General features: G+C 66.9%; 28 protein-coding genes and 1 other RNA gene. 21 read left to right on the forward strand and 8 right to left on the reverse strand.

Features of this window, described 5'->3' with window-relative positions:
* Nucleotides 1-6 precede the first annotated feature (6 nt).
* The 3 genes from glmS (at nucleotide 7) to IE88_RS0111520 (ending at nucleotide 3,881) form a co-directional block, all read left to right on the forward strand.
* Nucleotides 7-1,836 (forward strand): glutamine--fructose-6-phosphate transaminase (isomerizing), encoded by a 1,830-nt coding sequence (gene glmS / locus IE88_RS0111510; RefSeq protein WP_031554591.1) that lies wholly within the window; start codon nucleotides 7-9, stop codon nucleotides 1,834-1,836.
* 141 nt (nucleotides 1,837-1,977) lie between these two features.
* Complete coding sequence (gene lpxC / locus IE88_RS0111515; protein ID WP_051882020.1) at nucleotides 1,978-2,952, forward strand: UDP-3-O-acyl-N-acetylglucosamine deacetylase; 975 nt, start codon at nucleotides 1,978-1,980, stop codon at nucleotides 2,950-2,952.
* Nucleotides 2,953-3,071: 119 nt separating this feature from the next.
* Entirely contained in the window at nucleotides 3,072-3,881 is an 810-nt protein-coding gene (locus IE88_RS0111520) for an outer membrane protein assembly factor BamD (RefSeq protein ID WP_036767117.1), read from the forward strand.
* A 15-nt stretch (nucleotides 3,882-3,896) separates the two neighbouring features.
* Here the strand turns inward: IE88_RS0111520 and purS are convergent, their stop codons facing one another.
* Nucleotides 3,897-4,139 (reverse strand): phosphoribosylformylglycinamidine synthase subunit PurS, encoded by a 243-nt coding sequence (gene purS, locus IE88_RS0111525; RefSeq protein WP_031554597.1) that lies wholly within the window; start codon nucleotides 4,137-4,139, stop codon nucleotides 3,897-3,899.
* 11 nt (nucleotides 4,140-4,150) lie between these two features.
* The gene (purC, locus tag IE88_RS0111530) at nucleotides 4,151-4,939 is read right to left on the reverse strand and encodes a phosphoribosylaminoimidazolesuccinocarboxamide synthase (protein WP_031554599.1); all 789 of its coding nucleotides are present in this window, start codon (nucleotides 4,937-4,939) and stop codon (nucleotides 4,151-4,153) included.
* A 168-nt stretch (nucleotides 4,940-5,107) separates the two neighbouring features.
* On the opposite strand from purC, the gene IE88_RS0111535 reads away from it, so the two are divergent.
* Both IE88_RS0111535 and IE88_RS0111540 read left to right on the forward strand, forming a co-directional pair.
* Nucleotides 5,108-5,440 carry a DUF1476 domain-containing protein gene (locus IE88_RS0111535; protein WP_031554601.1) on the forward strand — a complete coding sequence of 111 codons (333 nt, stop codon included), beginning with the start codon at nucleotides 5,108-5,110 and terminating at the stop codon, nucleotides 5,438-5,440.
* On the forward strand, nucleotides 5,437-6,219 hold the full coding sequence (locus IE88_RS0111540) for an SDR family oxidoreductase (RefSeq protein ID WP_031554603.1): 783 nt from the start codon (nucleotides 5,437-5,439) through the stop codon (nucleotides 6,217-6,219). The genes IE88_RS0111535 and IE88_RS0111540 overlap by 4 nt, the downstream gene beginning before the upstream one ends.
* 21 nt (nucleotides 6,220-6,240) lie before the next feature.
* Here the strand turns inward: IE88_RS0111540 and IE88_RS0111545 are convergent, their stop codons facing one another.
* The 3 genes from IE88_RS0111545 to IE88_RS0111555 all read right to left on the reverse strand — a co-directional run bounded on the left by IE88_RS0111545 (nucleotide 6,241) and on the right by IE88_RS0111555 (nucleotide 7,895).
* The gene (locus IE88_RS0111545) at nucleotides 6,241-6,753 is read right to left on the reverse strand and encodes a dihydrofolate reductase (protein ID WP_031554605.1); all 513 of its coding nucleotides are present in this window, start codon (nucleotides 6,751-6,753) and stop codon (nucleotides 6,241-6,243) included.
* Nucleotides 6,750-7,544 (reverse strand): thymidylate synthase, encoded by a 795-nt coding sequence (locus IE88_RS0111550; protein ID WP_031554607.1) that lies wholly within the window; start codon nucleotides 7,542-7,544, stop codon nucleotides 6,750-6,752. Before IE88_RS0111550 ends, IE88_RS0111545 begins: the two co-directional genes overlap by 4 nt.
* 75 nt (nucleotides 7,545-7,619) lie before the next feature.
* A complete protein-coding gene (locus IE88_RS0111555; RefSeq protein WP_051882021.1) occupies nucleotides 7,620-7,895 on the reverse strand; it encodes a helix-turn-helix domain-containing protein in 276 nt (91 codons plus the stop codon).
* A 73-nt stretch (nucleotides 7,896-7,968) separates the two neighbouring features.
* Between IE88_RS0111555 and ssrA the strand changes: the two genes are divergently transcribed.
* Nucleotides 7,969-8,338: a transfer-messenger RNA gene (ssrA, locus tag IE88_RS17880) on the forward strand.
* 106 nt (nucleotides 8,339-8,444) lie between these two features.
* On the opposite strand, the gene IE88_RS16645 is transcribed toward ssrA, so the two are convergent.
* Nucleotides 8,445-8,909, reverse strand: a complete 465-nt coding sequence (locus IE88_RS16645; RefSeq protein ID WP_051882023.1) for a c-type cytochrome — start codon at nucleotides 8,907-8,909, stop codon at nucleotides 8,445-8,447.
* Nucleotides 8,910-8,960: 51 nt separating this feature from the next.
* Between IE88_RS16645 and IE88_RS0111565 the strand changes: the two genes are divergently transcribed.
* From IE88_RS0111565 to IE88_RS0111620, 12 genes are all read left to right on the forward strand, one after another.
* The gene (locus IE88_RS0111565) at nucleotides 8,961-9,542 is read left to right on the forward strand and encodes an adenine phosphoribosyltransferase (RefSeq protein WP_420330138.1); all 582 of its coding nucleotides are present in this window, start codon (nucleotides 8,961-8,963) and stop codon (nucleotides 9,540-9,542) included.
* Nucleotides 9,539-9,952, forward strand: a complete 414-nt coding sequence (locus tag IE88_RS0111570) for a TerB family tellurite resistance protein (RefSeq protein WP_081871632.1) — start codon at nucleotides 9,539-9,541, stop codon at nucleotides 9,950-9,952. Before IE88_RS0111565 ends, IE88_RS0111570 begins: the two co-directional genes overlap by 4 nt.
* Nucleotides 9,952-10,782: a 3-methyl-2-oxobutanoate hydroxymethyltransferase gene (gene panB / locus IE88_RS0111575; protein ID WP_031554618.1), complete on the forward strand. Its 831-nt coding sequence runs from the start codon at nucleotides 9,952-9,954 to the stop codon at nucleotides 10,780-10,782. The genes IE88_RS0111570 and panB overlap by 1 nt, the downstream gene beginning before the upstream one ends.
* A gap of 89 nt (nucleotides 10,783-10,871) precedes the next feature.
* Complete coding sequence (locus IE88_RS0111580) at nucleotides 10,872-11,759, forward strand: STAS domain-containing protein (RefSeq protein WP_031554620.1); 888 nt, start codon at nucleotides 10,872-10,874, stop codon at nucleotides 11,757-11,759.
* Nucleotides 11,752-12,108: an STAS domain-containing protein gene (locus tag IE88_RS0111585; RefSeq protein WP_031554622.1), complete on the forward strand. Its 357-nt coding sequence runs from the start codon at nucleotides 11,752-11,754 to the stop codon at nucleotides 12,106-12,108. Before IE88_RS0111580 ends, IE88_RS0111585 begins: the two co-directional genes overlap by 8 nt.
* Nucleotides 12,105-12,518: an ATP-binding protein gene (locus IE88_RS0111590; RefSeq protein WP_031554624.1), complete on the forward strand. Its 414-nt coding sequence runs from the start codon at nucleotides 12,105-12,107 to the stop codon at nucleotides 12,516-12,518. Before IE88_RS0111585 ends, IE88_RS0111590 begins: the two co-directional genes overlap by 4 nt.
* The gene (locus tag IE88_RS0111595; RefSeq protein WP_051882024.1) at nucleotides 12,515-13,546 is read left to right on the forward strand and encodes an ATP-binding protein; all 1,032 of its coding nucleotides are present in this window, start codon (nucleotides 12,515-12,517) and stop codon (nucleotides 13,544-13,546) included. Before IE88_RS0111590 ends, IE88_RS0111595 begins: the two co-directional genes overlap by 4 nt.
* The gene (locus IE88_RS0111600) at nucleotides 13,543-14,730 is read left to right on the forward strand and encodes an ATP-binding protein (protein ID WP_051882026.1); all 1,188 of its coding nucleotides are present in this window, start codon (nucleotides 13,543-13,545) and stop codon (nucleotides 14,728-14,730) included. Before IE88_RS0111595 ends, IE88_RS0111600 begins: the two co-directional genes overlap by 4 nt.
* Nucleotides 14,731-14,863: 133 nt before the next feature.
* A complete protein-coding gene (gene clpP, locus IE88_RS0111605; protein ID WP_031554629.1) occupies nucleotides 14,864-15,508 on the forward strand; it encodes an ATP-dependent Clp endopeptidase proteolytic subunit ClpP in 645 nt (214 codons plus the stop codon).
* 177 nt (nucleotides 15,509-15,685) lie between these two features.
* The gene (gene clpX / locus IE88_RS0111610; RefSeq protein WP_031554630.1) at nucleotides 15,686-16,987 is read left to right on the forward strand and encodes an ATP-dependent Clp protease ATP-binding subunit ClpX; all 1,302 of its coding nucleotides are present in this window, start codon (nucleotides 15,686-15,688) and stop codon (nucleotides 16,985-16,987) included.
* A gap of 169 nt (nucleotides 16,988-17,156) precedes the next feature.
* The gene (locus IE88_RS0111615) at nucleotides 17,157-17,468 is read left to right on the forward strand and encodes a polyhydroxyalkanoic acid system family protein (protein WP_031554632.1); all 312 of its coding nucleotides are present in this window, start codon (nucleotides 17,157-17,159) and stop codon (nucleotides 17,466-17,468) included.
* Between the two features lie 115 nt (nucleotides 17,469-17,583).
* A complete protein-coding gene (locus tag IE88_RS0111620; RefSeq protein ID WP_031554634.1) occupies nucleotides 17,584-17,763 on the forward strand; it encodes a DUF1328 domain-containing protein in 180 nt (59 codons plus the stop codon).
* An 85-nt stretch (nucleotides 17,764-17,848) separates the two neighbouring features.
* Here IE88_RS0111620 and IE88_RS16650 read toward each other — a convergent pair whose 3' ends face one another.
* Together IE88_RS16650 and IE88_RS0111630 are read right to left on the reverse strand one after the other, a co-directional pair.
* Nucleotides 17,849-18,478: a DUF1134 domain-containing protein gene (locus tag IE88_RS16650; protein ID WP_036767121.1), complete on the reverse strand. Its 630-nt coding sequence runs from the start codon at nucleotides 18,476-18,478 to the stop codon at nucleotides 17,849-17,851.
* 79 nt (nucleotides 18,479-18,557) lie between these two features.
* A complete protein-coding gene (locus IE88_RS0111630) occupies nucleotides 18,558-19,505 on the reverse strand; it encodes an SMP-30/gluconolactonase/LRE family protein (protein WP_051882028.1) in 948 nt (315 codons plus the stop codon).
* A 101-nt stretch (nucleotides 19,506-19,606) separates the two neighbouring features.
* On the opposite strand from IE88_RS0111630, the gene mscL reads away from it, so the two are divergent.
* The 3 genes from mscL to IE88_RS17885 all read left to right on the forward strand — a co-directional run.
* Complete coding sequence (gene mscL, locus IE88_RS0111635; RefSeq protein WP_202900495.1) at nucleotides 19,607-20,074, forward strand: large conductance mechanosensitive channel protein MscL; 468 nt, start codon at nucleotides 19,607-19,609, stop codon at nucleotides 20,072-20,074.
* 55 nt (nucleotides 20,075-20,129) lie between these two features.
* Complete coding sequence (lepA, locus tag IE88_RS0111640; protein ID WP_031554642.1) at nucleotides 20,130-21,929, forward strand: translation elongation factor 4; 1,800 nt, start codon at nucleotides 20,130-20,132, stop codon at nucleotides 21,927-21,929.
* Between the two features lies 1 nt (nucleotide 21,930).
* The coding region (locus tag IE88_RS17885; protein WP_156032578.1) for a DUF262 domain-containing protein at nucleotides 21,931-22,704 on the forward strand (774 nt) is incomplete at its 3' end.

A 22,704-nucleotide genomic window follows, 5' to 3' on the forward strand; every position in this document is an offset into this window, starting at 1 on the left:
GCGCTTATGTGCGGCATTGTCGGCATTATCGGCCGTGGGGACGTCGCGGACGGCCTCGTCGAGGGGCTCCAGAGGCTCGAATATCGCGGCTATGATTCCGCCGGGATCGCCACCGTGTGCGATGGCCGGCTCGGCCGGCGCCGGGCGGTGGGCAAGCTCGCCGAGCTGCGCCGCATGCTGGCGGAGGATCCGCTGCCGGGCGCGGTGGGCATCGGCCACACCCGCTGGGCGACCCATGGCCGCCCGACAGAGGCCAATGCGCATCCTCATGCCGGCAGCCATGTCGCCGTGGTCCATAACGGCATCATCGAGAACTATGCCGCGCTGCGCGACGAGCTGACGGCTGACGGCGTCGCCTTCGAATCCGAGACCGATACCGAGACCGTGGCCAAGCTGATGGGCGCCTATCTCGATGCCGGGCGCGAACCGCGCGCAGCCTTCGCCGAGGCCATAGGCCGGCTCGAAGGCGCCTTCGCGCTGGCCGTTCTGTTCGAGGCCGAGCCCGAGACCCTCTACTGCGCGCGGCGCGGCAGCCCGCTCGCCGTCGGCCGGGGCGATGGCGAGATGTATCTGGGATCGGACGCCTATGCGCTCGCCCCCTTCACCAATCGGGTCACCTATCTCTCCGATGGCGACTGGGCCGTGGTCATGCGCGACCGCGTGGAGGTGTTCGGGCCGGACGGCGCGCCGGTCAGCCGCCAGGAGCAGCTCTCGGATGCCTCGGCCGCCATCGTCGACAAGGGCGAGCACCGGCACTTCATGGCGAAGGAGATTCACGAGCAGCCCGAAGTGATCGGCCACACCCTTTCGGCCTATCTCGATCCCGTCTCCGGCACGGTGCGCCTGCCCGAGGGCGGAATCGACTTCGCCGGCGTCACCTCGCTGACGATCTCCGCCTGCGGCACGGCCTATTTCGCGGGGCTGATCGCGAAATACTGGTTCGAGACCTATGCCCGCCTGCCGGTCGAGATCGATATCGCGTCCGAGCTCCGCTATCGCGACGTGCCCTACCGGCAGGGCGGGGCCGCGCTCTTCGTCAGCCAGTCGGGCGAGACGGCCGACACGCTCGCCGCGCTGCGCGACGCCAAGGAAGCGGGCCAGCGCATCGGCGCCGTCGTCAACGTGCCCGAGAGCACCATCGCGCGCGAGGCCGACGCTCTCTATCCCACCCATGCCGGGCCCGAGATCGGCGTCGCCTCGACCAAGGCGTTCACCTGCCAGCTCGCCACGCTCGCCTGCATCGCCATCGGCGCGGGCGTCGCGCGGGGCGTGCTGTCGCCCGAGGAGGAGCAGCGCCTCCTGACGGCGCTTCTCGAAGTGCCCCGCCATGTGGCGGAGGCGCTATCCATGGACGAGGCGCTGCGCGACCTCGCCCAGGACATGGCCTCCGCGCGCGACGTTCTTTATCTCGGCCGCGGCGTCAGCTTCCCGCTCGCCCTCGAAGGCGCCCTGAAGCTCAAGGAAATCAGCTATATCCACGCCGAAGGCTATGCCGCGGGCGAACTCAAGCACGGGCCTATCGCGCTGATCGACGAGGCGGTGCCGGTGATCGTGATCGCGCCGCCGGGCCCGCTCTTCGAGAAGACGATCTCGAACATGCAGGAAGTCATGGCGCGCGGCGGGCGCTGCTGCCTGATCTCGACCAAGGCGGGGCTCGCCGCGGCCGAGCGCGGCGGAGAGCTGTGGGCCAAGGTGCCCGTTCCGGACACAGAGGGGCTGCTCTCGCCCCTCGTCTACGCCGTGCCGGTGCAGCTTCTCGCCTATCATGCCGCGGTGGCCAAGGGCACCGATGTCGACCAGCCGCGCAATCTCGCGAAATCGGTCACCGTCGAATAGCCGCCAGATTTCAGTGCCTTGACCTGTAACATAGCCGGTAACACAGCGTGACTTCGGGCTGGCCCCCTTCGTAACCATACTGAAGGCACCGCTGCGTCAGAGGAGGGCTGGCGCGGCGGCACCGGCAAAGTGGGACGAAGCATGACGGCTGCGGGACTGAGCGAGAGGTTCGAGGGCGCTGCGGCGCAGACGCTTCGCGCGTCCGTGTCCTGCGAGGGCATCGGCCTGCATGGCGGCCTGCCCGTCCGCCTGACGCTGCATCCCGCGCCGGCCGGAACCGGCATCCTCTTCCGCCGCATCGACCTGTTGAGCGGCGAAGGCGGCGCCAATCAGGCGCAGCGCCTCGCGCGGCTATCGGTCCAGGCCTCGCCGGCGGCGGTTCGCGGCACCACGCTCGGCACGGTCCTCGGAAACGCTTCGGGCGTCACGGTCTCGACGGTCGAGCATCTGATGGCGGCCTTCGCAGGCTGCGGCATCGACCATGCGATCGTCACGCTGGACGGTCCGGAAGTGCCGATCATGGACGGCAGCGCCCAGCCTTTCCTAGACCTCATCGAAGAGGTCGGCACGCGGTCGCTGCCCGCGCCGCGCCGCGCCTGGCGGATCGATGCGCCGGTCCGGGTGGAGCGCGGCGACGCCTTCGTGGAGGTCGCGCCCCTGGCCGATCCCGCCCGGGCCTGCTGCACGCTCGACGTCACGGTCGACTATCCCGACCGCTCCATAGGACGGCAGCATCTGGAGCTGTCGGGCATCGCCGCGGCCTTTCGCGGCGACCTCGCCGCCGCCCGCACCTTCTGCTCGCTCTCCGATGTCGAGGCGATGCGCGCCAACGGCCTCGCGCTGGGCGGCTCGCTCGACAATGCCATCGTGGTCGACCAAGGGGCGATCCTCAATGACGGCGGGCTCCGTTTCGAAAGCGAATTCGTCCGCCACAAGGCGCTCGACCTGATCGGGGATCTGCATCTGCTATGCCGCCCGGTGATCGGGCGCATCACCGCCTACAAGCCGGGCCATGCCCTCAACACCGCGCTCGCCGCCGCGATCGACGCGTCGGACGGTAAGACCGAGGTCTTCCTGCCCGGCGAGGCGGAAGAAGGGCTGCGCATTCTCGCCTGAGCGGGCGGCGTCTGAACCCGAATTCACGCTGAAGCGGCCGGCGCAGGTTTGACCGGCCGGGGCGGCGTTCATACAAAGCGTGCCCACCGGCAGGGGCCGGGCGGCAACAGGGCTGGGCCATGAAACGACTGCGTCTCCTTCTCGCGACCGCGACCATCGCCGGTGTGACGGCCTGTGCGGGCGGTCCCGACCAGGACGAGCGTTTCGCCTATGTCGAGCAGCCGGTGGAGCTTCTCTATGCCGAAGGCGCGGAGAACCTCGAGAAGAAGCGCTATGACGAGGCGATCCTCTATTTCGAGGAAGTCGAGCGCCAGCATCCCTATTCGGCCTGGGCCCGGCGCGCCATGCTGATGACCGCCTATGGCCAGTACCGGACCAACGCCTATGAGGACTCGATCGCCTCGGTTGACCGTTTCCTCTCGATCCATCCGGGCAACAAGGACGCGGCCTACGCCTATTACCTCAAGGCGATGAACTATTACGAGCGGATCCGCGATGTCGGGCGCGATCAGGACATCACCAAGAACGCGCTCATCGCGCTTCAGGACGTGGTGCGCCGCTATCCCGAAAGCGAATATGCGCGCGATGCCCGCCTCAAGCTCGACCTGGCGCGCGATCACCTTGCCGGCAAGGAAATGGATGTCGGCCGCTGGTATCTGCGGCACGGCCAGCATGTCGCGGCGCTCGGCCGGTTCAACACCGTGCTGCGCGACTATCAGACCACGAGCCACGTGCCCGAGGCGCTTCACCGCATCGTCGAAAGCTATCTGCAACTCGGCGTCGTGCCCGAGGCGCGCCGTCATGCGGCGATCCTCGGTTACAACTATCCGGGCTCGGAATGGTACGAGGACACCTACGCGCTCTTCGAGGATCGCGACCTCGACATCAACGCGCCTGCCCAGCCGGCGACGGCCGCCCTCGATCAATAGGGGGGAGGCCCGCCCTTAGGCGGACAGCTCGATCCGGTAGCTTTCCATGACCGGATTGGCGAGCAGGCGCTCGCACATACGCTCGACATCGGCGCGGGCCTTCGCCTCGTCCGTCTCGCTCAGCTCGATCTCGATCAGCTTGCCCTGGCGCACGCCCGAGACATCCTCGAAGCCGAGGCCGTGAAGCGCGCCTTCGATGGCTTTTCCCTGCGGGTCGAGGACGCCGCTCTTGAGGGTGATGAACACGCTCGCTTTCATGATGCCGCCCCTTACGCCTTGTTCTCGTCGTTCGAGCTGACGAGGACGGGCCCCTTGGCGTCGCCCCGCTCGTTCTCGTTGCGCAGGATGCCGAGGCGCCGCGCCACTTCGCGATAACCCTCGACCACGCCGCCCATGTCCTTGCGGAAGCGGTCCTTGTCCATGCTGTCGCCCGTATCGGCATCCCACAGGCGGCAGCTGTCCGGGCTGATCTCGTCGGCGAGGATCAGGCGGACGAGGTCGCCCTCATATTGGCGGCCGAATTCGAGCTTGAAGTCGATCAGCCGGATGCCCGCGCCCGCGAAGAGCCCCGACAGATAGTCGTTCACCCGCAGGGCATAGGCCATCATGTCGTCGATCTCCTGGGCGCTGCCCCAGTTGAACGCCGTGATGTGGTCCTCCGACACCATGGGATCGCCCAGCTTGTCGTCCTTGTAGTAGAACTCGACGACGGAGCGGGGCAGGGCGTCGCCCTCGTTCAGGCCGAGCCGTTTCGCAAGCGATCCGGCCGCGACATTGCGGACCACCACTTCGAGCGGAATGATCTCGACATGGCGGATCAGCTGCTCGCGCATGTTGATGCGGCGGATGAAGTGCGTCGGGATGCCCACCCGCTCGAGGCCGGACATGATGAACTCGGAAATGCGGTTGTTGAGGACGCCCTTGCCCTCGAGCACGGCGTGCTTCTGGTTGTTGAAGGCCGTCGCGTCGTCCTTGAAGTGCTGGATGAGCGTGCCCGGCTCGGGGCCCTCATAGAGAATCTTCGCCTTGCCTTCGTAGATCTGCTTGCCGCGGGCCATCGCCGGAATCCTTGCGCGCTGCGGGGGTGGCCTCGGCGCGGAGCGGGCGCGTCCCCCCAGGGGGTAAGGCCGCCCCGCTAGCACGCTGCGAAACCCCGCGCAAAGCCGTTTGCAGGAACACGGCACCGGCGTAGACGGGGGTATGGTTCCGGCAGGGAAGGAGCGGCAATGACCACGTTTGACGATCGGGAGCGGCGGTTCGAAGCGAAATTCGCCCATGATGCGGAAGCGCGCTTCAAGGTGGAGACGCGGCGCGACAGGCTCATCGGCGCCTGGGCGGCCGAAAAGCTGGGCCTCTCGTCCAGCGATGCCGAGGCCTATGCCCGGTCGGTCGTCAGGGCCGACCTCAAGGAGCCGGGCGACGACGATGTCTTCGAGAAGCTGCGCGAGGACCTGCCTCCCAGCATCTCCGACGAGGATATCCGCGCCAAGATGGCCGAATGCCTGGACAGGGCGATGGACGAGACCCGCTCGCCCGGCACCAGGGGCGGCGGCGCGTGAGCGGGGGCGGAAGAGGCCGCCTCGCCGGCAAGAAGGCGCTCATCACCGGCGGCGCCCAGGGGCTCGGCCTCGCCTTCGGGCGGATGTTCAAGGAGGAGGGGGCGGAGATCGTCCTCACCGATATCCAGGCCGACAAGGTCGCCCAGGCCGCCGGAGAGATCGGCGCCGCGGCGGGCCTCGCCCATGACGTGACGGACGAGGCGCAGTGGAAAGAGGTCTGCGCCGCGGCCGAGGAGGCGATGGGCGGCATCTCCGTCCTCATCCACAATGCCGGCATCGGCAGCCTCGGCAATATCGAGACCGAGACCTATGAGCAGTATCGGCAGGTCATGGCGATCGACTGCGACTCGGTCTTCCTCGGGACGCAGGCCGCCATGCCCGCGCTGAAGCGGGCGGGCGACGCCTCGATTGTGGTCATTTCCTCGGTCGCCGGCATCATCGCCGACGCCAATTTCCTGTCCTACAACGTCGCCAAGGCCGGCGTGGCCATGATGTCCCGCTCCATCGCGCTGCACTGCGCGAAGGCGCGGACCGGAATCCGCTGCAATTCCGTGCACCCGGTCTTCACCCGCACGCCGATCCTCGACCCGATGATCGCGATGAAGGGCAGCGCCGAAGAGGGCGAGGCCGCGCTCACGCGGCAGATCCCGCTCAAGCGCCTCGGCGAGCCCGAGGAGGTGGCCAGCATGGTGACCTATCTCGCCTCCGACGAAAGCCGCTTCGTGACCGGCTCGGCCTTCACCATCGATGGCGGCATCACCGCCGGCAGCGGCCGCTAGCCGCCAAGGGGGCAGAGGCTCTCAGGCCCGCTCCAGAAGCTCGATCCGCGCTGGGTGGTCATTGCGCCCGTCCGGCGCGATCCTCTCCAGCGTGGAGGCGGTCCATCGATCCGGGGCCAGTGCGGGAAAGCGGGTATCGCCCTCCACCTCCGCCTCGATCACGGTCCGGTAGATCCTGTCCGCCCGCGGCAACGCTTCGGCATAGACCGCGCCGCCGCCGATAACGCAGATCTCTTCGGCCTCTGCCCGCGCGGCCGCCTCCTTGGCGAGGGCGAGGCCGTCCTCGAGCGAGCCTGCGACCTGCGCGCCGTCCGGGGCGAACTCCGCGCGGCGCGACAGGACGATATTCGTCCGTCCCGGCAGCGGCTTGCCGATCGAGGCGAAGGTCGTCCGTCCCATGATGACGGGCTTGCCGAGGGTCACCCGCTTGAACCAGCGAAGGTCGTCCGCCATCCGCCAGGGCAGGCCGCCATCGCGCCCGATGACGCGGTTCTCGGCCATCGCGACGACCAGCGCGATCCGGGGCTCGCTCATATGGCGACCGGCGCCTTGATGTGCGGGTGCGGATCATAGCCCTCCACCCGCACGTCATCGAAGGACAGCTCCCGCACGTCCCGCAGATCCGGGTTCACCCACAGCGTCGGCAGAGGCCGCGGCGCCCGCGAAAGCTGCTCCTTCGCCTGGTCGAGATGGTTTGAGTAGAGATGGGCGTCGCCGAAGGTGTGAACGAACTCGCCGGGCTTCAGTCCCGTCGCCACGGCCATGGCGTGGGTCAGGATCGCATAGCTCGCAATGTTGAAGGGCACGCCGAGAAAGATGTCCGCCGAACGCTGGTAGAGCTGGCAGGACAGGCGGCCTTGGGCGACATAGAACTGGAACAGGCAGTGGCAGGGCGCGAGCGCCATCTCGTCCAGCTGTCCCGGATTCCAGGCCGAGACGACGAGGCGGCGCGAATTCGGATTGCGCCGGATCTCGTCCTGCACCCAGGCGATCTGGTCGACCGTGCCGCCGCCGGGCTTCGGCCAGCTTCGCCATTGCGCGCCGTAGACGGGGCCGAGATCGCCGTTCTCGTCCGCCCATTCATCCCAGATGCTGACGCGGTTTTCCTTCAGATAGGCGATGTTCGTCTCGCCGCGCAGGAACCAGACGAGCTCGTGGAGAATGGACTTGATGTGAATCTTCTTGGTCGTGACCAGCGGGAAGCCTTCGCTCAGATCGAAGCGCATCTGGTGGCCGAACACGCCGCGCGTGCCCGTCCCGGTGCGGTCCCCGCGTTCCGTGCCGTGCTCGAGCGCGCGGCGCATCAGGTCGAGATAGGCGTCCATCGTGGCGTCCGAATCGAAGCTTCGCCGGAAAGCTAGCAGAGGCGGGCGGCAGGCAAGCCCGCTCTTTTCCTCAGCTCACTCGGCCGCCTCGGGCGGAATCTTCAGAAGCTTGCCTTCGACCTCGACCTTCTCCGCGCCGTCCTTCTTGCGGGGGCCGTGATAGTCGGTGACGTCCTGTGTCAGCGCATAGCAGGCGAGGCGGATCGAAAGCGGGATCTTGACCTTCTCGCCGTCGCGCTCGCCCTTCTCGTAATACTGGATCATGCGCCGCTTGAGGCCGAGCGCTTCGGCGGCCTGCTTCTGGGAAAGGCCGAGCGACTTCCGCCAGCGTTTGAAATCGGGGCTGTCCATGCGCGCTCCGTACGCCTGTTTGATTGCGGTTTGATAACAGCGAAGAGGGGGTCGCCTCCAGCGTTCCGCTGCGATCCTTCTCAAACCGGTCCGGACTTGCTATATGGGCTGTGACGCTTCGGCGCCTATGGCGATAAACGGCGATCACAATAAGCGGACCGGACCCGGGGGCGGTACCCGGCGGCTCCACCAGAGCGCTGTGTTCCTTGCGGCACGGCAGAGCGTTCCGGCGGGGCCGAAATAGCATCGACGGACGTGTAAAAGATCGACTTTCGCCCGGATGGTCTCCGTCATTGGACCACCATGAATAGTTGCCAACGACAACAACATGGAAGGTGTCGCTCTCGCTGCGTAACGCAGCGCGGGTTCACCGCTTTTAAGTCCTAGGGCCTTTCCCGTCCTAGGCGGGGCCGCCGGGGGCCTGGCAACAGAACCCCGGCACTTCCTCTCTTTTTTGGCGCTATCGCTCGCTCTGCACTCGCTGCTTGAGCGCGGCGGGGCGCTTGAGCGGGCGCGGCGGGCTGGGGCGGCTCTTCGGGAGCGCCTTTCCTATTGGGGAGCTTCGGGCGCTCCCGGCGCCGCGGCTTGGTCTTGTGGCGCCGCCTCGGCCTCCAGCGTCTTCAGGAACGCCAGGATGTCGCGCCGGTCAGCGGGGTTCGGCTGGCCCGCATAGCCCATTCGGTTGCCCGGAAGGAATTGCTGCGGGTTCTCGATGAAGGCATTGAGCGCCGCCTCGTCCCAGACGAGATCGGCCCGTTCCAGTGCGCGCGAATAGGCGAAATCCGGATGCCGCGCCGACGGCGCGCCGACGATGCCGTAAAGATTGGGGCCGACACGGTGCGGCTCGCCTTCGCGGAAGGCGTGGCATACGGCGCAGGCCCGGAAGAGCTGCCGTCCCGTCACCGGATCGGCCGGCATGGCCAGCCTCTCTTCGGCGGTCAGGGGCTCCGGCGCGTCGCCGCCGCTGCAGGCGGCGAGACCGCTTCCGAGGAGGAGAAGGGCGAGGATACGCATGACGCGGAGCTAGAGGCAGGCTAGGGAAGGGTCCAGAGGCAGCGGCGTCACATCGGCGCCCCGGCCTCGCGACCGCGCCGACATCCAGTATTCCGGGAGCACGTTTTGGACCTCAAATCGATCATACGGGCGATTCCCGACCACCCGGCGCCGGGCATCGTCTTTCGCGACATCACCACCTTGATGCGCGATCCGAAAGCCTTCGCCCATTCCGTCGACCTGCTGGCCGAGGCCTTCAAGGCGCAAGAGGTGGACAAGGTGGCGGGGATCGAGGCGCGCGGCTTCATCTTCGGCGCTGCGCTCGCGGACCGCCTCGGCGCCGGCTTCGTGCCGGTCCGGAAGCTCGGCAAGCTGCCGGCCGCGACGCTGCGGCGCTCCTATACGCTCGAATATGGCGAGGACACGCTCGAGATGCATGACGACGCCGTGGCGGACGGCGAACGGGTCCTGCTCGTGGACGACCTCATCGCGACCGGCGGCACGGCCCTCGCGGCGGCCGAACTCGTCGAGGAGGCGGGCGGCGCGCTCGTCGCCTGCGCCTTCGTCATCGACCTGCCGGCGCTCGGCGGCGCCGAACGCCTCCGGGCCAGAGGGCATGACGTCCTCAGCCTTATGCATTTCGAGGGCGAATGATGAACGGCAGGGCGCAAGAGCAGGTTCCGGCGACCCAGGCGGTCACGCCGGAGGTCGGCGTGGCCGGCCTCCTCAACGAAGCGGCCAAGACCCGCGGCTCCTATACCGAGATCGAGCGGGACAGGGCGAGCGCATCCTTGATGAAGCTGCTCATGCTGCCCCGGCCCAAGGCCAAGACGCTCTGCGATGCGGCGCAGGAGGCTCATGCCGCCCATGTCACGCTGGCGGGCTTCGCCGACGCGGCGGCGAGCCTTCCGGGCGACGAGCGCGAGCAGCTGGTCCGCCAGGTCTGGGCGCTGCTGGATGACGAAGAGGGCGAGGCGAGCCCCGAGCGCGAGGTCCTGAGCGCGATCGGTTCCGCCTTCGATCTGTCGCGCGAGCAGATCCTCTCCTTGAGGCCGAGCGGCTGATGTCGGCGCAATCGCGAAGAGACCGGGTGACGGCCGCCAGCGTGCGGGCCCGGAAGGGCGCCGAGCCTCTGGTCTGCCTCACCGCTTACGACGCGCCGACCGCGTCGCTGCTCGACCCGCATTGCGACGTGCTCCTCGTCGGGGACTCCCTCGGCATGGTGGTGCACGGCCTGCCGAGCACTGTCGGCGTCACCACCGAGATGATGATCCTGCACGGCCAGGCCGTCATGCGCGGCGCGCGCCAGGCGCTCGTCGTGGTCGACCTCGCCTTCGGCACCTATGAAGCGGGCCCGGCGCAGGCCTTCGAGACCGCCGCGCGCGTCCTGCGCGAGACGGGCGCGGGCGCGGTCAAGATCGAGAGCGGCGCCTATGCCGGCGAGACCGTGCGCTATCTGAGCGAACGGGGGGTTCCGGTCATGGCCCATGTCGGCCTGCGCCCGCAGGCCTCGCTCGTCACCGGCGGCTTCCGGGCCAAAGGCCGCGACGAGGCCGAGCGCGCCGCGGTCCTCGAAGAGGCGCGTGCCGCCGACGAGGCGGGCGCCTTCGCGATCGTGGTCGAGGGCGTGGATGCGCGCCTCGCCGAGGAGGTCACGAAAGCGGTCGCCGCGCCCACGATCGGCATCGGGGCGTCCGCGGCCTGCGACGGCCAGATCCTCGTCGTGCCCGACATGCTCGGCCTGTTCGAGTGGACGCCGAAATTCGTGCGGCGCTATGCCGATCTGCGCGCCGATATCGAGGATGCGGCGCGCCGCTATGCCGAGGACGTGCGCGCGCGCCGCTTCCCATCGGACGCGGAGACCTATCGGCTGCGCCGGCCTGCCGGCGAATGATCGGAACTGTTGCCTTCCCTGCGCGATCTGGCACGACCGTCACCGGCAGGCGCTTCCGGCGCTAGGGCGATTTTGCAACGGGAATGATTATGGCAGATACCAAGGACCAGCTTGTCGCGCTTCTGAACGAGCAGTTCGACGCCATCGTCGAGGCGTGGATCGCCACGCAGAAGGACGAGGGCGTCCGGCGGTCCGACCTGTTCTCCGCCAAGGAAACGCGCGCGCAGACGGTGCGCCTGCTGACCGCCTTCCGCAACGGCGTCGCCGAGGCGGAGACGGGCGAGGACCTCGATCTCAGGGCCGATGAGTGGGCCGAGCTGCGCGAGACGCTGTCCGATCTCGGGCGCGAGCGGGTCGAGCGCGGCATGACCCCGACGGAGATGGCCACCTTCGTCGCGGCGCTGAAATCGCCGCTCTTCCATTCCCTGCGCGAACGCATGGCCGGCTCTCCGGATGCGCTGATCGAGGAGGTCTGGCACATCACCCGCATCGTCGATGCCTTCGCCCTCTACACGACCGAAGTCTTCATCGCCGAACGCGAGCTGGTGATCGAGCGGCAGCGCACCGAGATGCTGGAGCTCTCGACCCCGGTCGTGCAGCTCTGGGACGACATCCTCGCTCTGCCGCTGATCGGCACGATGGATTCGGTGCGGGCGCAGGACGTGATGGAGAACCTCCTCGAGGCCATCGTCGAGCGGAAGGCCGAGATCGTCATCATCGACATCACGGGCGTCCAGACCGTCGACACCCAGGTCGCCCAGCACCTCCTGCGCACCGCGGCGGCCGTGCGCCTCATGGGCGCCGAATGCGTGATCAGCGGCATCAGCCCCCGCATCGCGCAGACCATGGTGCAGCTCGGCGTCGACGTCGGAGAGGTCGTGACCAGCGGCAGCATCCAGAACGCGCTGACCTATGCCTTCCGCAAGGTGGGCGTGCGGATCGCGGCCGAAGAGACGCCCAAGGGGTCCCGTGTCTGACGCCGCCGCGCTGTTCCACGTCGAGGACGTCCTGCTCGTCTCCATCCGGGACGACATCGACGACACCGACATCCTCGACCTCCAGGAGCGCCTTTCCGAGAGCGTGGCGCGGCGGGACGTGCAGGGCGTGGTGATCGATATCAGCGATCTCGAAATCGTCGACACCTTTGTCGGGCGGGTGCTCGGCCAGCTCGCCAAGATCGCCAAGCTCCTGGCCGCCGACACCTATATCGTCGGCATGCGGCCCGCCGTGGCGATGACGCTGGTCGAGCTCGGCATGACGCTGCCCGAGATGCGGACCGCGCTCAACGTCACACAAGCGGTGCGGCGCCTGCGCGAGAGCAGATGAGCGAAATCCCGCAGGACGGGCAGCCTGTCGGCCGCGTTCCGCTGGCGACCAACAGGGACGTCGCCCGGGCGCGCAAGGCGGTCGGAGCCGTCATGGACGAAGGAAGGGCGAGGCCGATCCAGAAGACGCGTTTCGTCACCGCCGTCAGCGAGATCACGCGGAACGCGATCGTCCATGGCGGGGGCGGCGTCCTGATGATCTACGCGCACGCCCTTCCGCGCGCGATCAGCGTCGCGTGCCGCGACGAAGGCGGCGGGATCGAGAATGTGGAGGAGGCGATGCGAGACGGTTTCAGCACAGCCGGCAGCCTCGGCAGGGGCCTGGGAGGCGCCAAGCGCCTCGTCGATGCTTTCGAGATCGAAAGCACGCCCGGCGGCGGCACCACCGTCAGGATGATGAGCCGGACGTGACCGCCTGGATCGAAGTCCGCGAGGACAGCGCGGTCGGCGAAGCGCGCCGCCGGGCCGTGGCCGGGGCGGAGGCTGCGGGCCTCGGGCGGGAAGCGCAGGACCGCGCGGCGCTCGTCGCCACCGAAGCGGCGACGAACATTCTCAAGCATGGGGGCGGGGGCCGGATGCTCGTCGCCCCCCAGCCTCCCGGCATCGCCATCGTCGCCAGCGACGAGGGCCCCGGCATCACCCATCTCGACCGGGCGATGGAGGACGGCGCCAGCAGCGCGGGGTCCATGGGAACGGGCCTCGGCGCGATGCGCCGCCTCGCCGACAGCTTCGACATCGTCACCAGCGCGGCCGAAGGCACGATCGTGGTGACCGAGATCCACGCGCGCTCCCGGCGCGGCGCCCCGTCGCCGCGGAGCGGGGCGGGCGGCATTCGCGCCGCCGCCCTCAAGGCCAACTATCCGGGCGCGAGCGTCTGCGGTGACGCATTCGTGATCGCGCCCCGAAAGGAGGGGCTGGCGCTTCTGGTCTGCGACGGCCTCGGGCACGGGCCGGCCGCGCATGAGGCCTCGTCCGCGCTGACCTCGGCCTTCGGGCGCAGCGATCCCGCAGACCCCGCCGGGGCGCTGACCGACATTTCCCGCGCCGCGGAGGGCACGCGGGGCGGGGTCGGCTTCGCCTGCATCCTGCCTCAAGGCGAGGAAACGCTTCGTTTTGCGGGGGTCGGCAATACGACGGCGCTTCTTCTGTCGCGCCACCGGACAAAGCGGCTGCCCTCCCGCGATGGACGGCTCGGCGGCGCGCTTCCCCGCCTGCGGCAGGAGGAGGTGCCCTTCCCCTCGGACACGGCCCTGATCCTGCACACGGACGGGCTGCGCACGCTTCGGGCGCTCGACGGCTACAAGTCGCTTCTGCACCGCCCCCCTCTGACGATGGCAGCCGTCTTGCTCTGCCGGGAGTGGCGCGGCAATGACGATGCCTGCGTGCTGGTCGCACGGCCCATGCCTGCGCCCGGAGCGGGAGAGAGGAGCACGTCTTGAAGCCGTCGCGGCTGCGCATCAACAGCATCAGGCTGCGCAACAAGCAGGACGTGGCGCGCGTGCGCCAGGTCGGCCATGCCGCGACCTCGCATCTCGGATTCACGCCTTTCGACCGCACCCGCATCACCACCGCGATGATCGAGCTTGCGCGCAATGTGGTCTCGCATGGGGAAGGGGGGCGGATGGCGCTGCACCTCGCCTCTCACGGCGAGCGTGCCGAGCTGGCCGTCTCCGTCGTCGATACGGGGCCGGGCCTGTCCGACCGCGAGGTGGCCGCCGTCTTCTCCGATGCGCCCGTGAGGCTGGCGAAAGAGGCTGCGAGCAATGGGCTCGGCCTGCACGGCGTGCGCCGTCTCGCCGACCGCTTCGACCTGCGGACGAGCCCGAACGGCACGCAGATCGACGTCGGTTTCTGTTCCGAAAAGCCCGCAAGCGACCTCGCCGCCCTGGCGCAGGACATCGCCGCCGACCTCGAGCGGCTTGGCGAGACCGATCCCGTCGCCGCCCTCGCCCAGCAGAACCAGGAGCTTCTCGAAGCGCTCCGCGAACGCGACCTCCTCCTGGCGGAGGTGCATCACCGCACCCGCAACAACCTCACCCTGATCGCCAGCCTCGTGCGCCTCTCCTGCAATGCGGCCACGCATGAGGAGACCCGCCAGGCCCTCGCCGACCTCGACAGCCGCATCCAGGCGGTGGCGAGCGTCCACCAGCATCTCGAGCGCGGCGAGAGCGGCGCCACCTTGCAGGCAATACCCTTCCTGCGCAGCGTCGCGGACGCCTCGCAGCAGGCCTTCAGCTCCGCCGAGCAGGAGGTGACGATCCGCGTTGGAGGCGACGACATCGCCCTGCCGCACCAGGCTGCGGTCGATATCGGCCTCATCGTCGGGGAGCTTCTGACCAATGCGATGAAGCACGCCTTCCCCGAGCGCGATCACGGCCGGATCACCGTCACCCTCGAGGAACAGGGCGAGGACGGGGTGCTGATCGAGGTGCGCGACGACGGCGTCGGCCTGCCGGCGGGCAAGACCCGGCCGGAGAATGGGGGCTCTCTGGGCTGGCGGATGATCAGGAGCATGACCCAGCGCTATGAGGGCCGCCTCGACACCGAGGCCGGGGAGGGCCTGTGCGTCCGCATCGCGCTGGCAGCGGTCACCGAACGCGAAATTCCCGATCCGCGCGATTGAGACACCGGCAGGGTGTGGCCGCGCCGGGTGCCACCGCTTGTGCTTGCACCGGGCTCTCGCGGCGCCTACCTACACGCCGTCTTTACCGGGCGCGGCGAAACTGGCCGCCCCCAATCCCCGACCCGGAGTCCACATGTCCGAACGCGACCCCCACGACCTGTACATGAACACGCTCGTCCCGATGGTGATCGAGCAGACGAGCCGTGGCGAGCGGAGCTTCGATATCTATTCGCGCCTCCTCAAGGAGCGCATCATCTTCCTGTCGGGCCCGGTCCACGACCAGATCTCGACGCTGATCGTCGCCCAGCTCCTCTTCCTGGAGGCCGACAACCCCAAGAAGGACGTCGCCTTCTATATCAACAGCCCCGGCGGCTCGGTCACGGCCGGCCTCGCCATGTACGACACCATGCGGTATATCCGGCCGCAGGTCTCGACCATGTGCGTCGGCCTCGCCGCCTCCATGGGCTCGCTGCTGCTGACCGCCGGCGACAAGGGCAAGCGCTTCTCGCTGCCGAACTCCCGCATCATGGTCCACCAGCCCTCCGCGGGCTTCCAGGGCCAGGCCTCGGACATCGAACGGCACGCCCGCGACATCATCGCGACCAAGAAGCGGCTCAACGAGATCTATGTCGAGCATACGGGCCAGGACTACGAGACGATCGAGAAGACCCTCGACCGCGACACCTTCATGAGCCCCGAGGAATCCGTCGAATTCGGCCTGATCGACCAGGTGCTCGAGAAGCGGTCGCAGCCTTCGGCAGAGAGCAACGGCCAGTAACGGGGCCGCGTGTTAGGTGGGCGCGAATCCGCCCACCTAACACTATCTAAACGAAAAGACGGGAGCCTGCATTCGTGCCGCGATTGCGCGGCCCGTGCCGATCATGCAGACTCGCCTGCGAGAACAATAAGCACGACGGGCCGCGGAGCGGGGACACGCGCGGCGTAGGAGCGTTTCATGAGCAAAGTCAAAGGCAATGGCGGCAGCGGGCCCACCGGCAATGGTGGCGGAGGCGATGGCAAGAACACGCTCTACTGCTCGTTCTGCGGCAAGTCCCAGCACGAGGTCCGCAAGCTGATCGCAGGCCCGACGGTCTTCATCTGCGATGAATGTGTCGAGCTGTGCATGGACATCATCCGCGAGGAGTCGAAGTCCAGCCTGGTCAAGTCGGGCGATGGTGTGCCGAGCCCGCAGCACATCCACAACGTCCTCGACGATTACGTGATCGGCCAGGCCTACGCCAAGCGCGTCCTGTCGGTCGCGGTGCACAACCACTTCAAGCGCCTCAACCACGCGCAGAAGAACGCCGATGTCGAATTGGCGAAATCCAACATCCTGCTCGTCGGCCCCACCGGCTCGGGCAAGACGCTGCTCGCCCAGACCCTGGCGCGCATTCTCGACGTGCCCTTCACCATGGCGGACGCGACGACGCTGACCGAGGCGGGCTATGTCGGCGAGGATGTCGAGAACATCGTCCTCAAGCTGCTGCAATCGGCCGATTACAATGTCGAGCGGGCGCAGCGCGGCATCGTCTATATCGACGAGATCGACAAGATCTCCCGCAAGTCGGACAATCCCTCGATCACGCGGGACGTCTCGGGCGAGGGCGTGCAGCAGGCGCTCCTGAAGATCATGGAAGGCACGGTCGCCTCCGTGCCGCCGCAGGGCGGGCGCAAGCATCCGCAGCAGGAATTCCTCCAGGTCGACACGACCAACATCCTCTTCATCGTGGGCGGCGCCTTCGCCGGCCTCGACAAGGTCATCCAGAACCGCGGCGACGCCGCCTCGATCGGCTTCGGCGCCGAGGTGAAGGAGATCGAGGAGAAGCGGATCGGCGATGTCCTTCGCGGCGTCGAGCCCGAGGACCTGCTCAAATTCGGCCTGATCCCCGAGTTCATCGGCCGCCTGCCGGTGATCGCCACCCTCGAGGATCTCGACGAAGAGGCTCTGGTCCAGATCCTCACCTCGCCGAAGAACGCTCTGGTCAAGCAGTATCAGCGCCTCTTCGAGATGGAGGATGTCGAGCTCACCTTCACCGAGGAAGCGCTGAAGGCGGTCGCCCGCAGGGCGATCACCCGCAAGACCGGCGCGCGGGGCCTGCGCTCGATCATGGAAGGCATCCTGCTCGACACGATGTTCGACCTGCCCACCATGGAAGACGTCGCCGAGATCGTGGTGAACGACGAAGTGGTCGAGGGCCGCGGCGAGCCGCTGCGGGTCATCGCGGAAAATAAGAAAGAAGGCGGCGCGAGCGCATAGCGCGCCACCGTCTGCCATGACGCCGAAAAAGGCCGCGGGATCCGTTCCGCGGCCTTTTTCGTTCTGCGGGGCGCCCGTGCCTGCCCCGCCTCGCGGCGCCCGGGCGGCACGGGAGAAAAGAGCAGGGCTGCTTCTGGCAGGGCGGGGCGACAGGCCCTAACTGAAGCGCATGTCATCACGCCCTGTCACAGTCACCCTTTCCCACGAACACACCAAGGAAGAGGCGCGCCGCCGCCTCGACGAGAATCTCGACAAGCTCACCTCGCAGCTCGGCTCTGTCGCCAAGGTGGAGCATGAGTGGTCGGGCGACACGCTCAACTTCCGTGCCCGGGCGATGATGCAGACGGTGACCGGCGATCTGACCGTGTTCGACGACCATGTGCGCATCACGGTCGTCCTGCCGGGTCTCCTCGCGGGAATGGCCGAGAAGGTCAGCGGCAATATCCGCAAGCAGGGCCAGATCCTTCTCGAGAAGAAATAGTTTCCCGGCCCGTTCCGGAACGCTTGGCCGTTCTCCCCGTTAGCGGCAGCAGGGGGCTCGGCCCGCTGCCGTCCGGCGGCGTGTTGCGTAGCCCCCGAACAATGAGGGGAACGACATGGATCTTCTTTTCTGGGCGATCGTCTTCGTCATCATCGCTGTCGTCGCCGGCGCGCTCGGCTTCACCGGAATCGCCAAGGGCGCGGCCACCATCGCCAAGGTCATCTTCGGGATCTTCCTGGTGCTGGCGGTGATCTTCATCCTTCTGGTCATCCTGGGCGTCGGCGCCGTGGCCTGATCGCCGCGCGACGAGCCGGACGAACGAAACCCCCGCCACGGATGTGGCGGGGGTTCTTTCTTGGCTGCGTCCGCGTCTTGCGGGATCAGAAGGGGATCCAGTTCCGATTGTCGGAGAAGTGCAGGTAGCCGACATTCACCCCGGTGCGGGCGCCCACGCCGGTGCGGATCGGCACCACCGTCGTCTCGCCATTGGTCATCACTTCGGCTGCCGCGCCGCCGATGACGTAGAAATTGCCCTCGCCGCCGGGGAAGCGCTGATAGATGTTCTCGGTGGAGCCGAGGTCATAGACCAGGGTGAAGACCTTGGATGCGTCCGCGCCCAGATCGAAGCCCAGCGAAGGGCCCTGCCAGTAGACTTCGACCGGCTGCTGGTTCGGCCGGTAGAGATATCCTTTGCCATAGGTGACGCCGACGCCGATCGCGCCGCCCGCTTCCTCGCCCGCGATATAGGCCTGGGGCCGTCCTTGTTCGCCGAATACGTCGGCGACGAGTTCGGCGACTTCCGCCGAGGCCTGGCCGAAGAAGTTCTCCGCCTCGTCCAGGATGTCGTCGCGCTGATAGGTCGGATATTCGAGATCGCTCTCGATCACGCTCCGCTCGACATCGGCATTGGTGTCGGCGGCCGGATTGCTGACTTCCTGATCGATGGTCTGGCAGCCCGAAAGAACCAGCGCCAGCGGCGCAGCCGCCACGGCAAGCTTGCGGTGAAACATGATCTCGTCCCTCTTTGTCGCGACAGCGCATGCACTGCGTCGTTGAGGGCGAGACACGGCGCCGCGGCCGAAAGTTCCCCTATGGCCTGTGCGCCGGGGGTCGGGCCGACAGGTCGAAGCGGGCGAGGGCATGCTCGAAAATGCTGCCCATCCAGACGGTTCCGCCTCTTTCGCGCACCCCCGTCACATGGTGGTAGTCCCCCGGGTCCCCGTCGATCAGATGGACGAGGCGCCCTTCGCCGTCATAGGCGGCGATGCGGCAGCAGGGCGGGGTCGGCGGCTGCAAGCGCTCTGGCAGGCGGGCGACGAGGGCGCGCAGGGCGGCGGGCAGGCTGTGAATATGCGCCAGCGCCCGGTTCGGCAGCGCCGGCAGGGCGAGCCAGAACAGGCCGTCCGAGCCGAGCGAGAGATTGTCCGGCAGGCCCGGCACATGGGCGAAGATCTCGGCCCGCCCATCCTCCAGCCAGACACGGTGCACCTGCGCCTTGCCCGTCTCGGCGACTAGAACGAAGCGCTCTTCGGGGTCGAGCGCGACGCCATTGGCGAAGGCGAGCCCGTCCAGCAGCACTTCGGGCTCGGCCCCCGGGCGCCAGCGCAGAAGGCGTCCCGTGCAGGTGTGCTCGACGATGTCCCTGCGGAATCGCTCCAGCCGGTAGCGGCGCGAGGACTCCGAGACATAGATCGTCCCGTCCCGCGCCACCGCCGCATTGTTGCAGACGCCGAAGGGCGCGCCGTCCACGGCGTCCAGCAGCGCCTCGACCGCGCCCGTGCGCGGGTCCACCGCCTGTAGCCCCAGATCGGCATTGCAGACGAGCACGCGGCCATCGGGCAGAAGCTCCACGCCGAGGCCCCGCCCGCCGAGCTCGGCGACCGTTTCGCTCTCTTCCGCCCCCGGCCGCACGCGCAACAGGCGTCCGTCATTGCGCAGCGCGGAATAGACCGTGCCGTCCTCGGCGATGACGGCGTCCTCCGGGCCGAGGCCGGGGGTCGGGACGCGGGTGAGGGGCGGCATCTTGGTGGGGGTCATGAAGGGCAGGGTAGGGCCTTCGCGCCGCCGCGCCAGTGGGCCTTGCAGGCTTTCCTCTTCGCGCCGACTCGGGCCAAGGCAAGGGCGACAGGAGGCCTGCCATGCGCATACTCAACGAATTCCGGGAATTCGCCGTCCGCGGCAATGTCGTCGACCTCGCCGTCGGCATCATCATCGGCGGCGCCTTCACCACCATCGTGCGCAGCCTCGTCGACGACATCGTCATGCCGCCGATCGGCTGGATCACGGGCGGGGTCGATTTCTCGAACCTCTACGTCTCGCTCGACGGGCAGGATTACGCCTCGCTCGAGGCGGCGCGGACGGCGGGCGCGCCGGCCATCGCCTATGGCGTCTTCCTGAACAACGTCATCGCCTTCCTGATCGTCGCGCTCGTGGTCTTCTTCCTCGTTCGCGCGGTGAACAGCCTCAAGCGCAAGGCCGAGGACGAGACCAATCCCACCGTCTCCCCGCCAAAGGACATCCAGCTCCTCACCGAGATCCGCGACCTCCTGGGCGGCCGTCCCGAGGGCGAGGTCGCGGCGCAGACCGACGGCGCGCCCGGCCCCTGAAGCGCCCGCTTCGGCAGGCGTTGCGGGCGGCCCCCGCCGGCCCTAAAGCGCGGCCATGACAGACCTCTCGCGCATCCGAAACTTTTCCATCGTCGCGCATATCGACCATGGCAAGTCGACCCTGGCCGACCGCCTGATCCAGACCTGCGGCGGGCTGACCGACCGCGAGATGCAGGAGCAGGTGCTCGACAACATGGAGCTCGAGCGCGAGCGCGGCATCACGATCAAGGCGCAGACCGTGCGCCTGAAATACGAGGCGAAGGACGGGAAGACCTACACCCTCAACCTCATCGACACGCCCGGCCATGTCGACTTCGCATACGAGGTCAACCGCTCCCTCGCCGCCGTCGAGGGCTCGCTCCTCGTCGTCGACGCATCGCAGGGCGTCGAGGCGCAGACCCTCGCAAACGTCTATCAGGCGATCGAGGTCGACCACGAGATCGTTCCCGTCCTGAACAAGGTCGACCTGCCTGCCGCCGATGTCGCGCGGGTGAAGGAGCAGATCGAGGACGTGATCGGCCTCGACGCCTCCGACGCGCTCGAAATCTCCGCCAAGACGGGCCTCGGCATCGATGACGTGCTCGAAGCCATCGTCAACCGCCTGCCAGCGCCCGAAGGCGACGCCGAAGCGCCGCTTCAGGCCATGCTGGTGGACAGCTGGTACGACAAATACTTAGGCGTCATGGTCCTCGTCCGCGTCATGCAGGGCGTCCTCAAAAAGGGCCAGAAGATCCGCATGATGGCGCAGGGCTCGACCCACCAGGTCGACCAGGTCGGCTATTTCTCTCCGCACAGGACCGAGGTCGATGCGCTCGGCCCGGGCGAGCTCGGCTATTTCACCGCCTCGATCAAGGAAGTGGCCGACACCAATGTCGGCGACACGATCACCGACGACAAGAAGCCTGCGGACAAGCCCCTGCCGGGCTTCAAGCCGAACCAGCCCGTCGTCTTCTGCGGCCTCTTCCCCGTGGACAGTGCCGAGTTCGAGGACCTGCGCGACGCCATCGCCAAGCTCAGGCTCAACGATGCCAGCTTCGAATACGAGATGGAGACCTCGGCCGCGCTCGGCTTCGGCTTCCGCTGCGGCTTCCTCGGGCTCCTCCACCTCGAAATCGTCCGCGAACGGCTCGAGCGCGAGTTCGGCATCGACCTCATCACCACCGCGCCCTCGGTCGTCTATCACCTCTACAAGACGGACGGAGAGCGGATCGACCTGCACAACCCCGCCGACATGCCGGACCCGGTGCATATCGACCACCTCGAAGAGCCCTGGATCAAGGCGACGATCCTCGTCCCCGACGAGTACCTAGGCGGCGTCCTCAAGCTCTGCGAGGACCGCCGCGGCATCCAGCAGGACCTGACCTATGCGGGCAGCCGCGCCATGCTGGTCTACGAACTGCCCCTCAATGAGGTGGTCTTCGACTTCTACGACCGGCTGAAATCGATCACCAAGGGCTATGCCAGCTTCGACTACCAGCTCGTCGGCTACAGGAGCGGCGACCTCGTCCGCATGCAGATCCTCGTCAACGAGGAACCCGTCGACGCCCTCGCCATCGTCGTGCACCGCTCAAAGGCCGAGGTGCGGGGCCGCGCGATGTGCGAGAAGCTCAAAGACCTCATCCCCCGCCACCTCTTCAAGATCCCGATCCAGGCGGCCCTGGGCGGCCGCGTCATCGCGCGCGAAACCATCGGCGCCATGCGCAAGGACGTCACCGCGAAATGCTATGGCGGCGACGCCTCCCGCAAACGCAAGCTCCTCGACAAGCAGAAGGCGGGCAAGAAGAAGATGCGCCAGTTCGGCCGGGTGGAGATCCCGCAGGAAGCCTTCATCAAGGCGCTGAAGATGGATGAGTGAAATGGATAGCCAAGAAAAAGACTTGCTCGATTATGAAGACCGAGATGAATTTGAGAATGAGGATGCGACCGAATCAAGTGTCGAAGAGGGGCTGACGCCAGAAGATTTCGGCTCATTGGTTATCCAGCCGTCTGACTGGACGATCGAAACTCTCTACCGACAAATTGGAAAGCAGATTGACCTCGATCCTGATTTTCAAAGGCGGAATGTGTGGTCACCTGCTGCTAAATCGAGGTTCATCGAGTCACTATTCCTCAATATACCGATTCCGCAGATATTGTTGTCTTCAAAAGGATCTTCGAGGAAGAGCTACCTAGTTTTGGATGGCAAGCAAAGGCTCCTCACAATAAAGGAGTTTTTGGATGGTGTTCTTCCAAATGGAAGGAAGTTTAAACTAAAAGATCTTCGTATATTGAAAGAGCTTGAAGGTAAGGCGTGGTCTGAAATCGAAGACAGCGATTGGGCATACGAGCTTCTCAATCAGACCCAGAGAACTGCAGTTATTCAAAGTTGGAATGATGAAAGGGTTTTGTATGAAATTTTCAATCGGCTCAATTCTGGATCAGTACGCCTATCCCCAATGGAGCTTCGAATGTCGTTGCATCCTGGGCTCTTTCTTAAATATATTGTTAAGTGGACTGAAATCGTCAGTCCGCTGCATAGGTTGATTCGAAAGAAGGGGCCCGATCCCCGAATGAGTGACGTCGAATTGGCAATTCGCTTCATCGCCTTCCGTGACAATGGAATTGTTTATGACGGTAATCTTCGGGAATTC

The sequence above is a fragment of the Parvularcula oceani genome, assembly GCF_000733125.1.
Lineage (GTDB): Bacteria > Pseudomonadota > Alphaproteobacteria > Caulobacterales > Parvularculaceae > Parvularcula > Parvularcula oceani.

Bases quoted from the DNA above. Each gene is read 5' to 3' on its own strand.
- IE88_RS0111550 (WP_031554607.1), bottom strand. From the start codon at position 7,544: ATGGACGCCTATCTCGACCTGATGCGCCGCGCGCTCGAGCACGGCACG.
- clpP (WP_031554629.1), top strand. From the start codon at position 14,864: ATGTCCGAACGCGACCCCCACGACCTGTACATGAACACGCTCGTCCCG.
- IE88_RS0111570 (WP_081871632.1), top strand. From the start codon at position 9,539: ATGATGAACGGCAGGGCGCAAGAGCAGGTTCCGGCGACCCAGGCGGTC.
- purS (WP_031554597.1), bottom strand. From the start codon at position 4,139: ATGAAAGCGAGCGTGTTCATCACCCTCAAGAGCGGCGTCCTCGACCCG.
- IE88_RS0111590 (WP_031554624.1), top strand. From the start codon at position 12,105: ATGAGCGAAATCCCGCAGGACGGGCAGCCTGTCGGCCGCGTTCCGCTG.
- IE88_RS16645 (WP_051882023.1), bottom strand. From the start codon at position 8,909: ATGCGTATCCTCGCCCTTCTCCTCCTCGGAAGCGGTCTCGCCGCCTGC.
- lpxC (WP_051882020.1), top strand. From the start codon at position 1,978: ATGACGGCTGCGGGACTGAGCGAGAGGTTCGAGGGCGCTGCGGCGCAG.
- IE88_RS0111580 (WP_031554620.1), top strand. From the start codon at position 10,872: ATGGCAGATACCAAGGACCAGCTTGTCGCGCTTCTGAACGAGCAGTTC.
- IE88_RS0111535 (WP_031554601.1), top strand. From the start codon at position 5,108: ATGACCACGTTTGACGATCGGGAGCGGCGGTTCGAAGCGAAATTCGCC.
- IE88_RS0111630 (WP_051882028.1), bottom strand. From the start codon at position 19,505: ATGACCCCCACCAAGATGCCGCCCCTCACCCGCGTCCCGACCCCCGGC.
- IE88_RS0111620 (WP_031554634.1), top strand. From the start codon at position 17,584: ATGGATCTTCTTTTCTGGGCGATCGTCTTCGTCATCATCGCTGTCGTC.
- clpX (WP_031554630.1), top strand. From the start codon at position 15,686: ATGAGCAAAGTCAAAGGCAATGGCGGCAGCGGGCCCACCGGCAATGGT.
- IE88_RS0111520 (WP_036767117.1), top strand. From the start codon at position 3,072: ATGAAACGACTGCGTCTCCTTCTCGCGACCGCGACCATCGCCGGTGTG.
- lepA (WP_031554642.1), top strand. From the start codon at position 20,130: ATGACAGACCTCTCGCGCATCCGAAACTTTTCCATCGTCGCGCATATC.
- IE88_RS0111555 (WP_051882021.1), bottom strand. From the start codon at position 7,895: ATGGACAGCCCCGATTTCAAACGCTGGCGGAAGTCGCTCGGCCTTTCC.
- IE88_RS16650 (WP_036767121.1), bottom strand. From the start codon at position 18,478: ATGTTTCACCGCAAGCTTGCCGTGGCGGCTGCGCCGCTGGCGCTGGTT.
- purC (WP_031554599.1), bottom strand. From the start codon at position 4,939: ATGGCCCGCGGCAAGCAGATCTACGAAGGCAAGGCGAAGATTCTCTAT.
- panB (WP_031554618.1), top strand. From the start codon at position 9,952: ATGTCGGCGCAATCGCGAAGAGACCGGGTGACGGCCGCCAGCGTGCGG.
- mscL (WP_202900495.1), top strand. From the start codon at position 19,607: ATGCGCATACTCAACGAATTCCGGGAATTCGCCGTCCGCGGCAATGTC.
- IE88_RS0111615 (WP_031554632.1), top strand. From the start codon at position 17,157: ATGTCATCACGCCCTGTCACAGTCACCCTTTCCCACGAACACACCAAG.
- IE88_RS0111545 (WP_031554605.1), bottom strand. From the start codon at position 6,753: ATGAGCGAGCCCCGGATCGCGCTGGTCGTCGCGATGGCCGAGAACCGC.
- glmS (WP_031554591.1), top strand. From the start codon at position 7: ATGTGCGGCATTGTCGGCATTATCGGCCGTGGGGACGTCGCGGACGGC.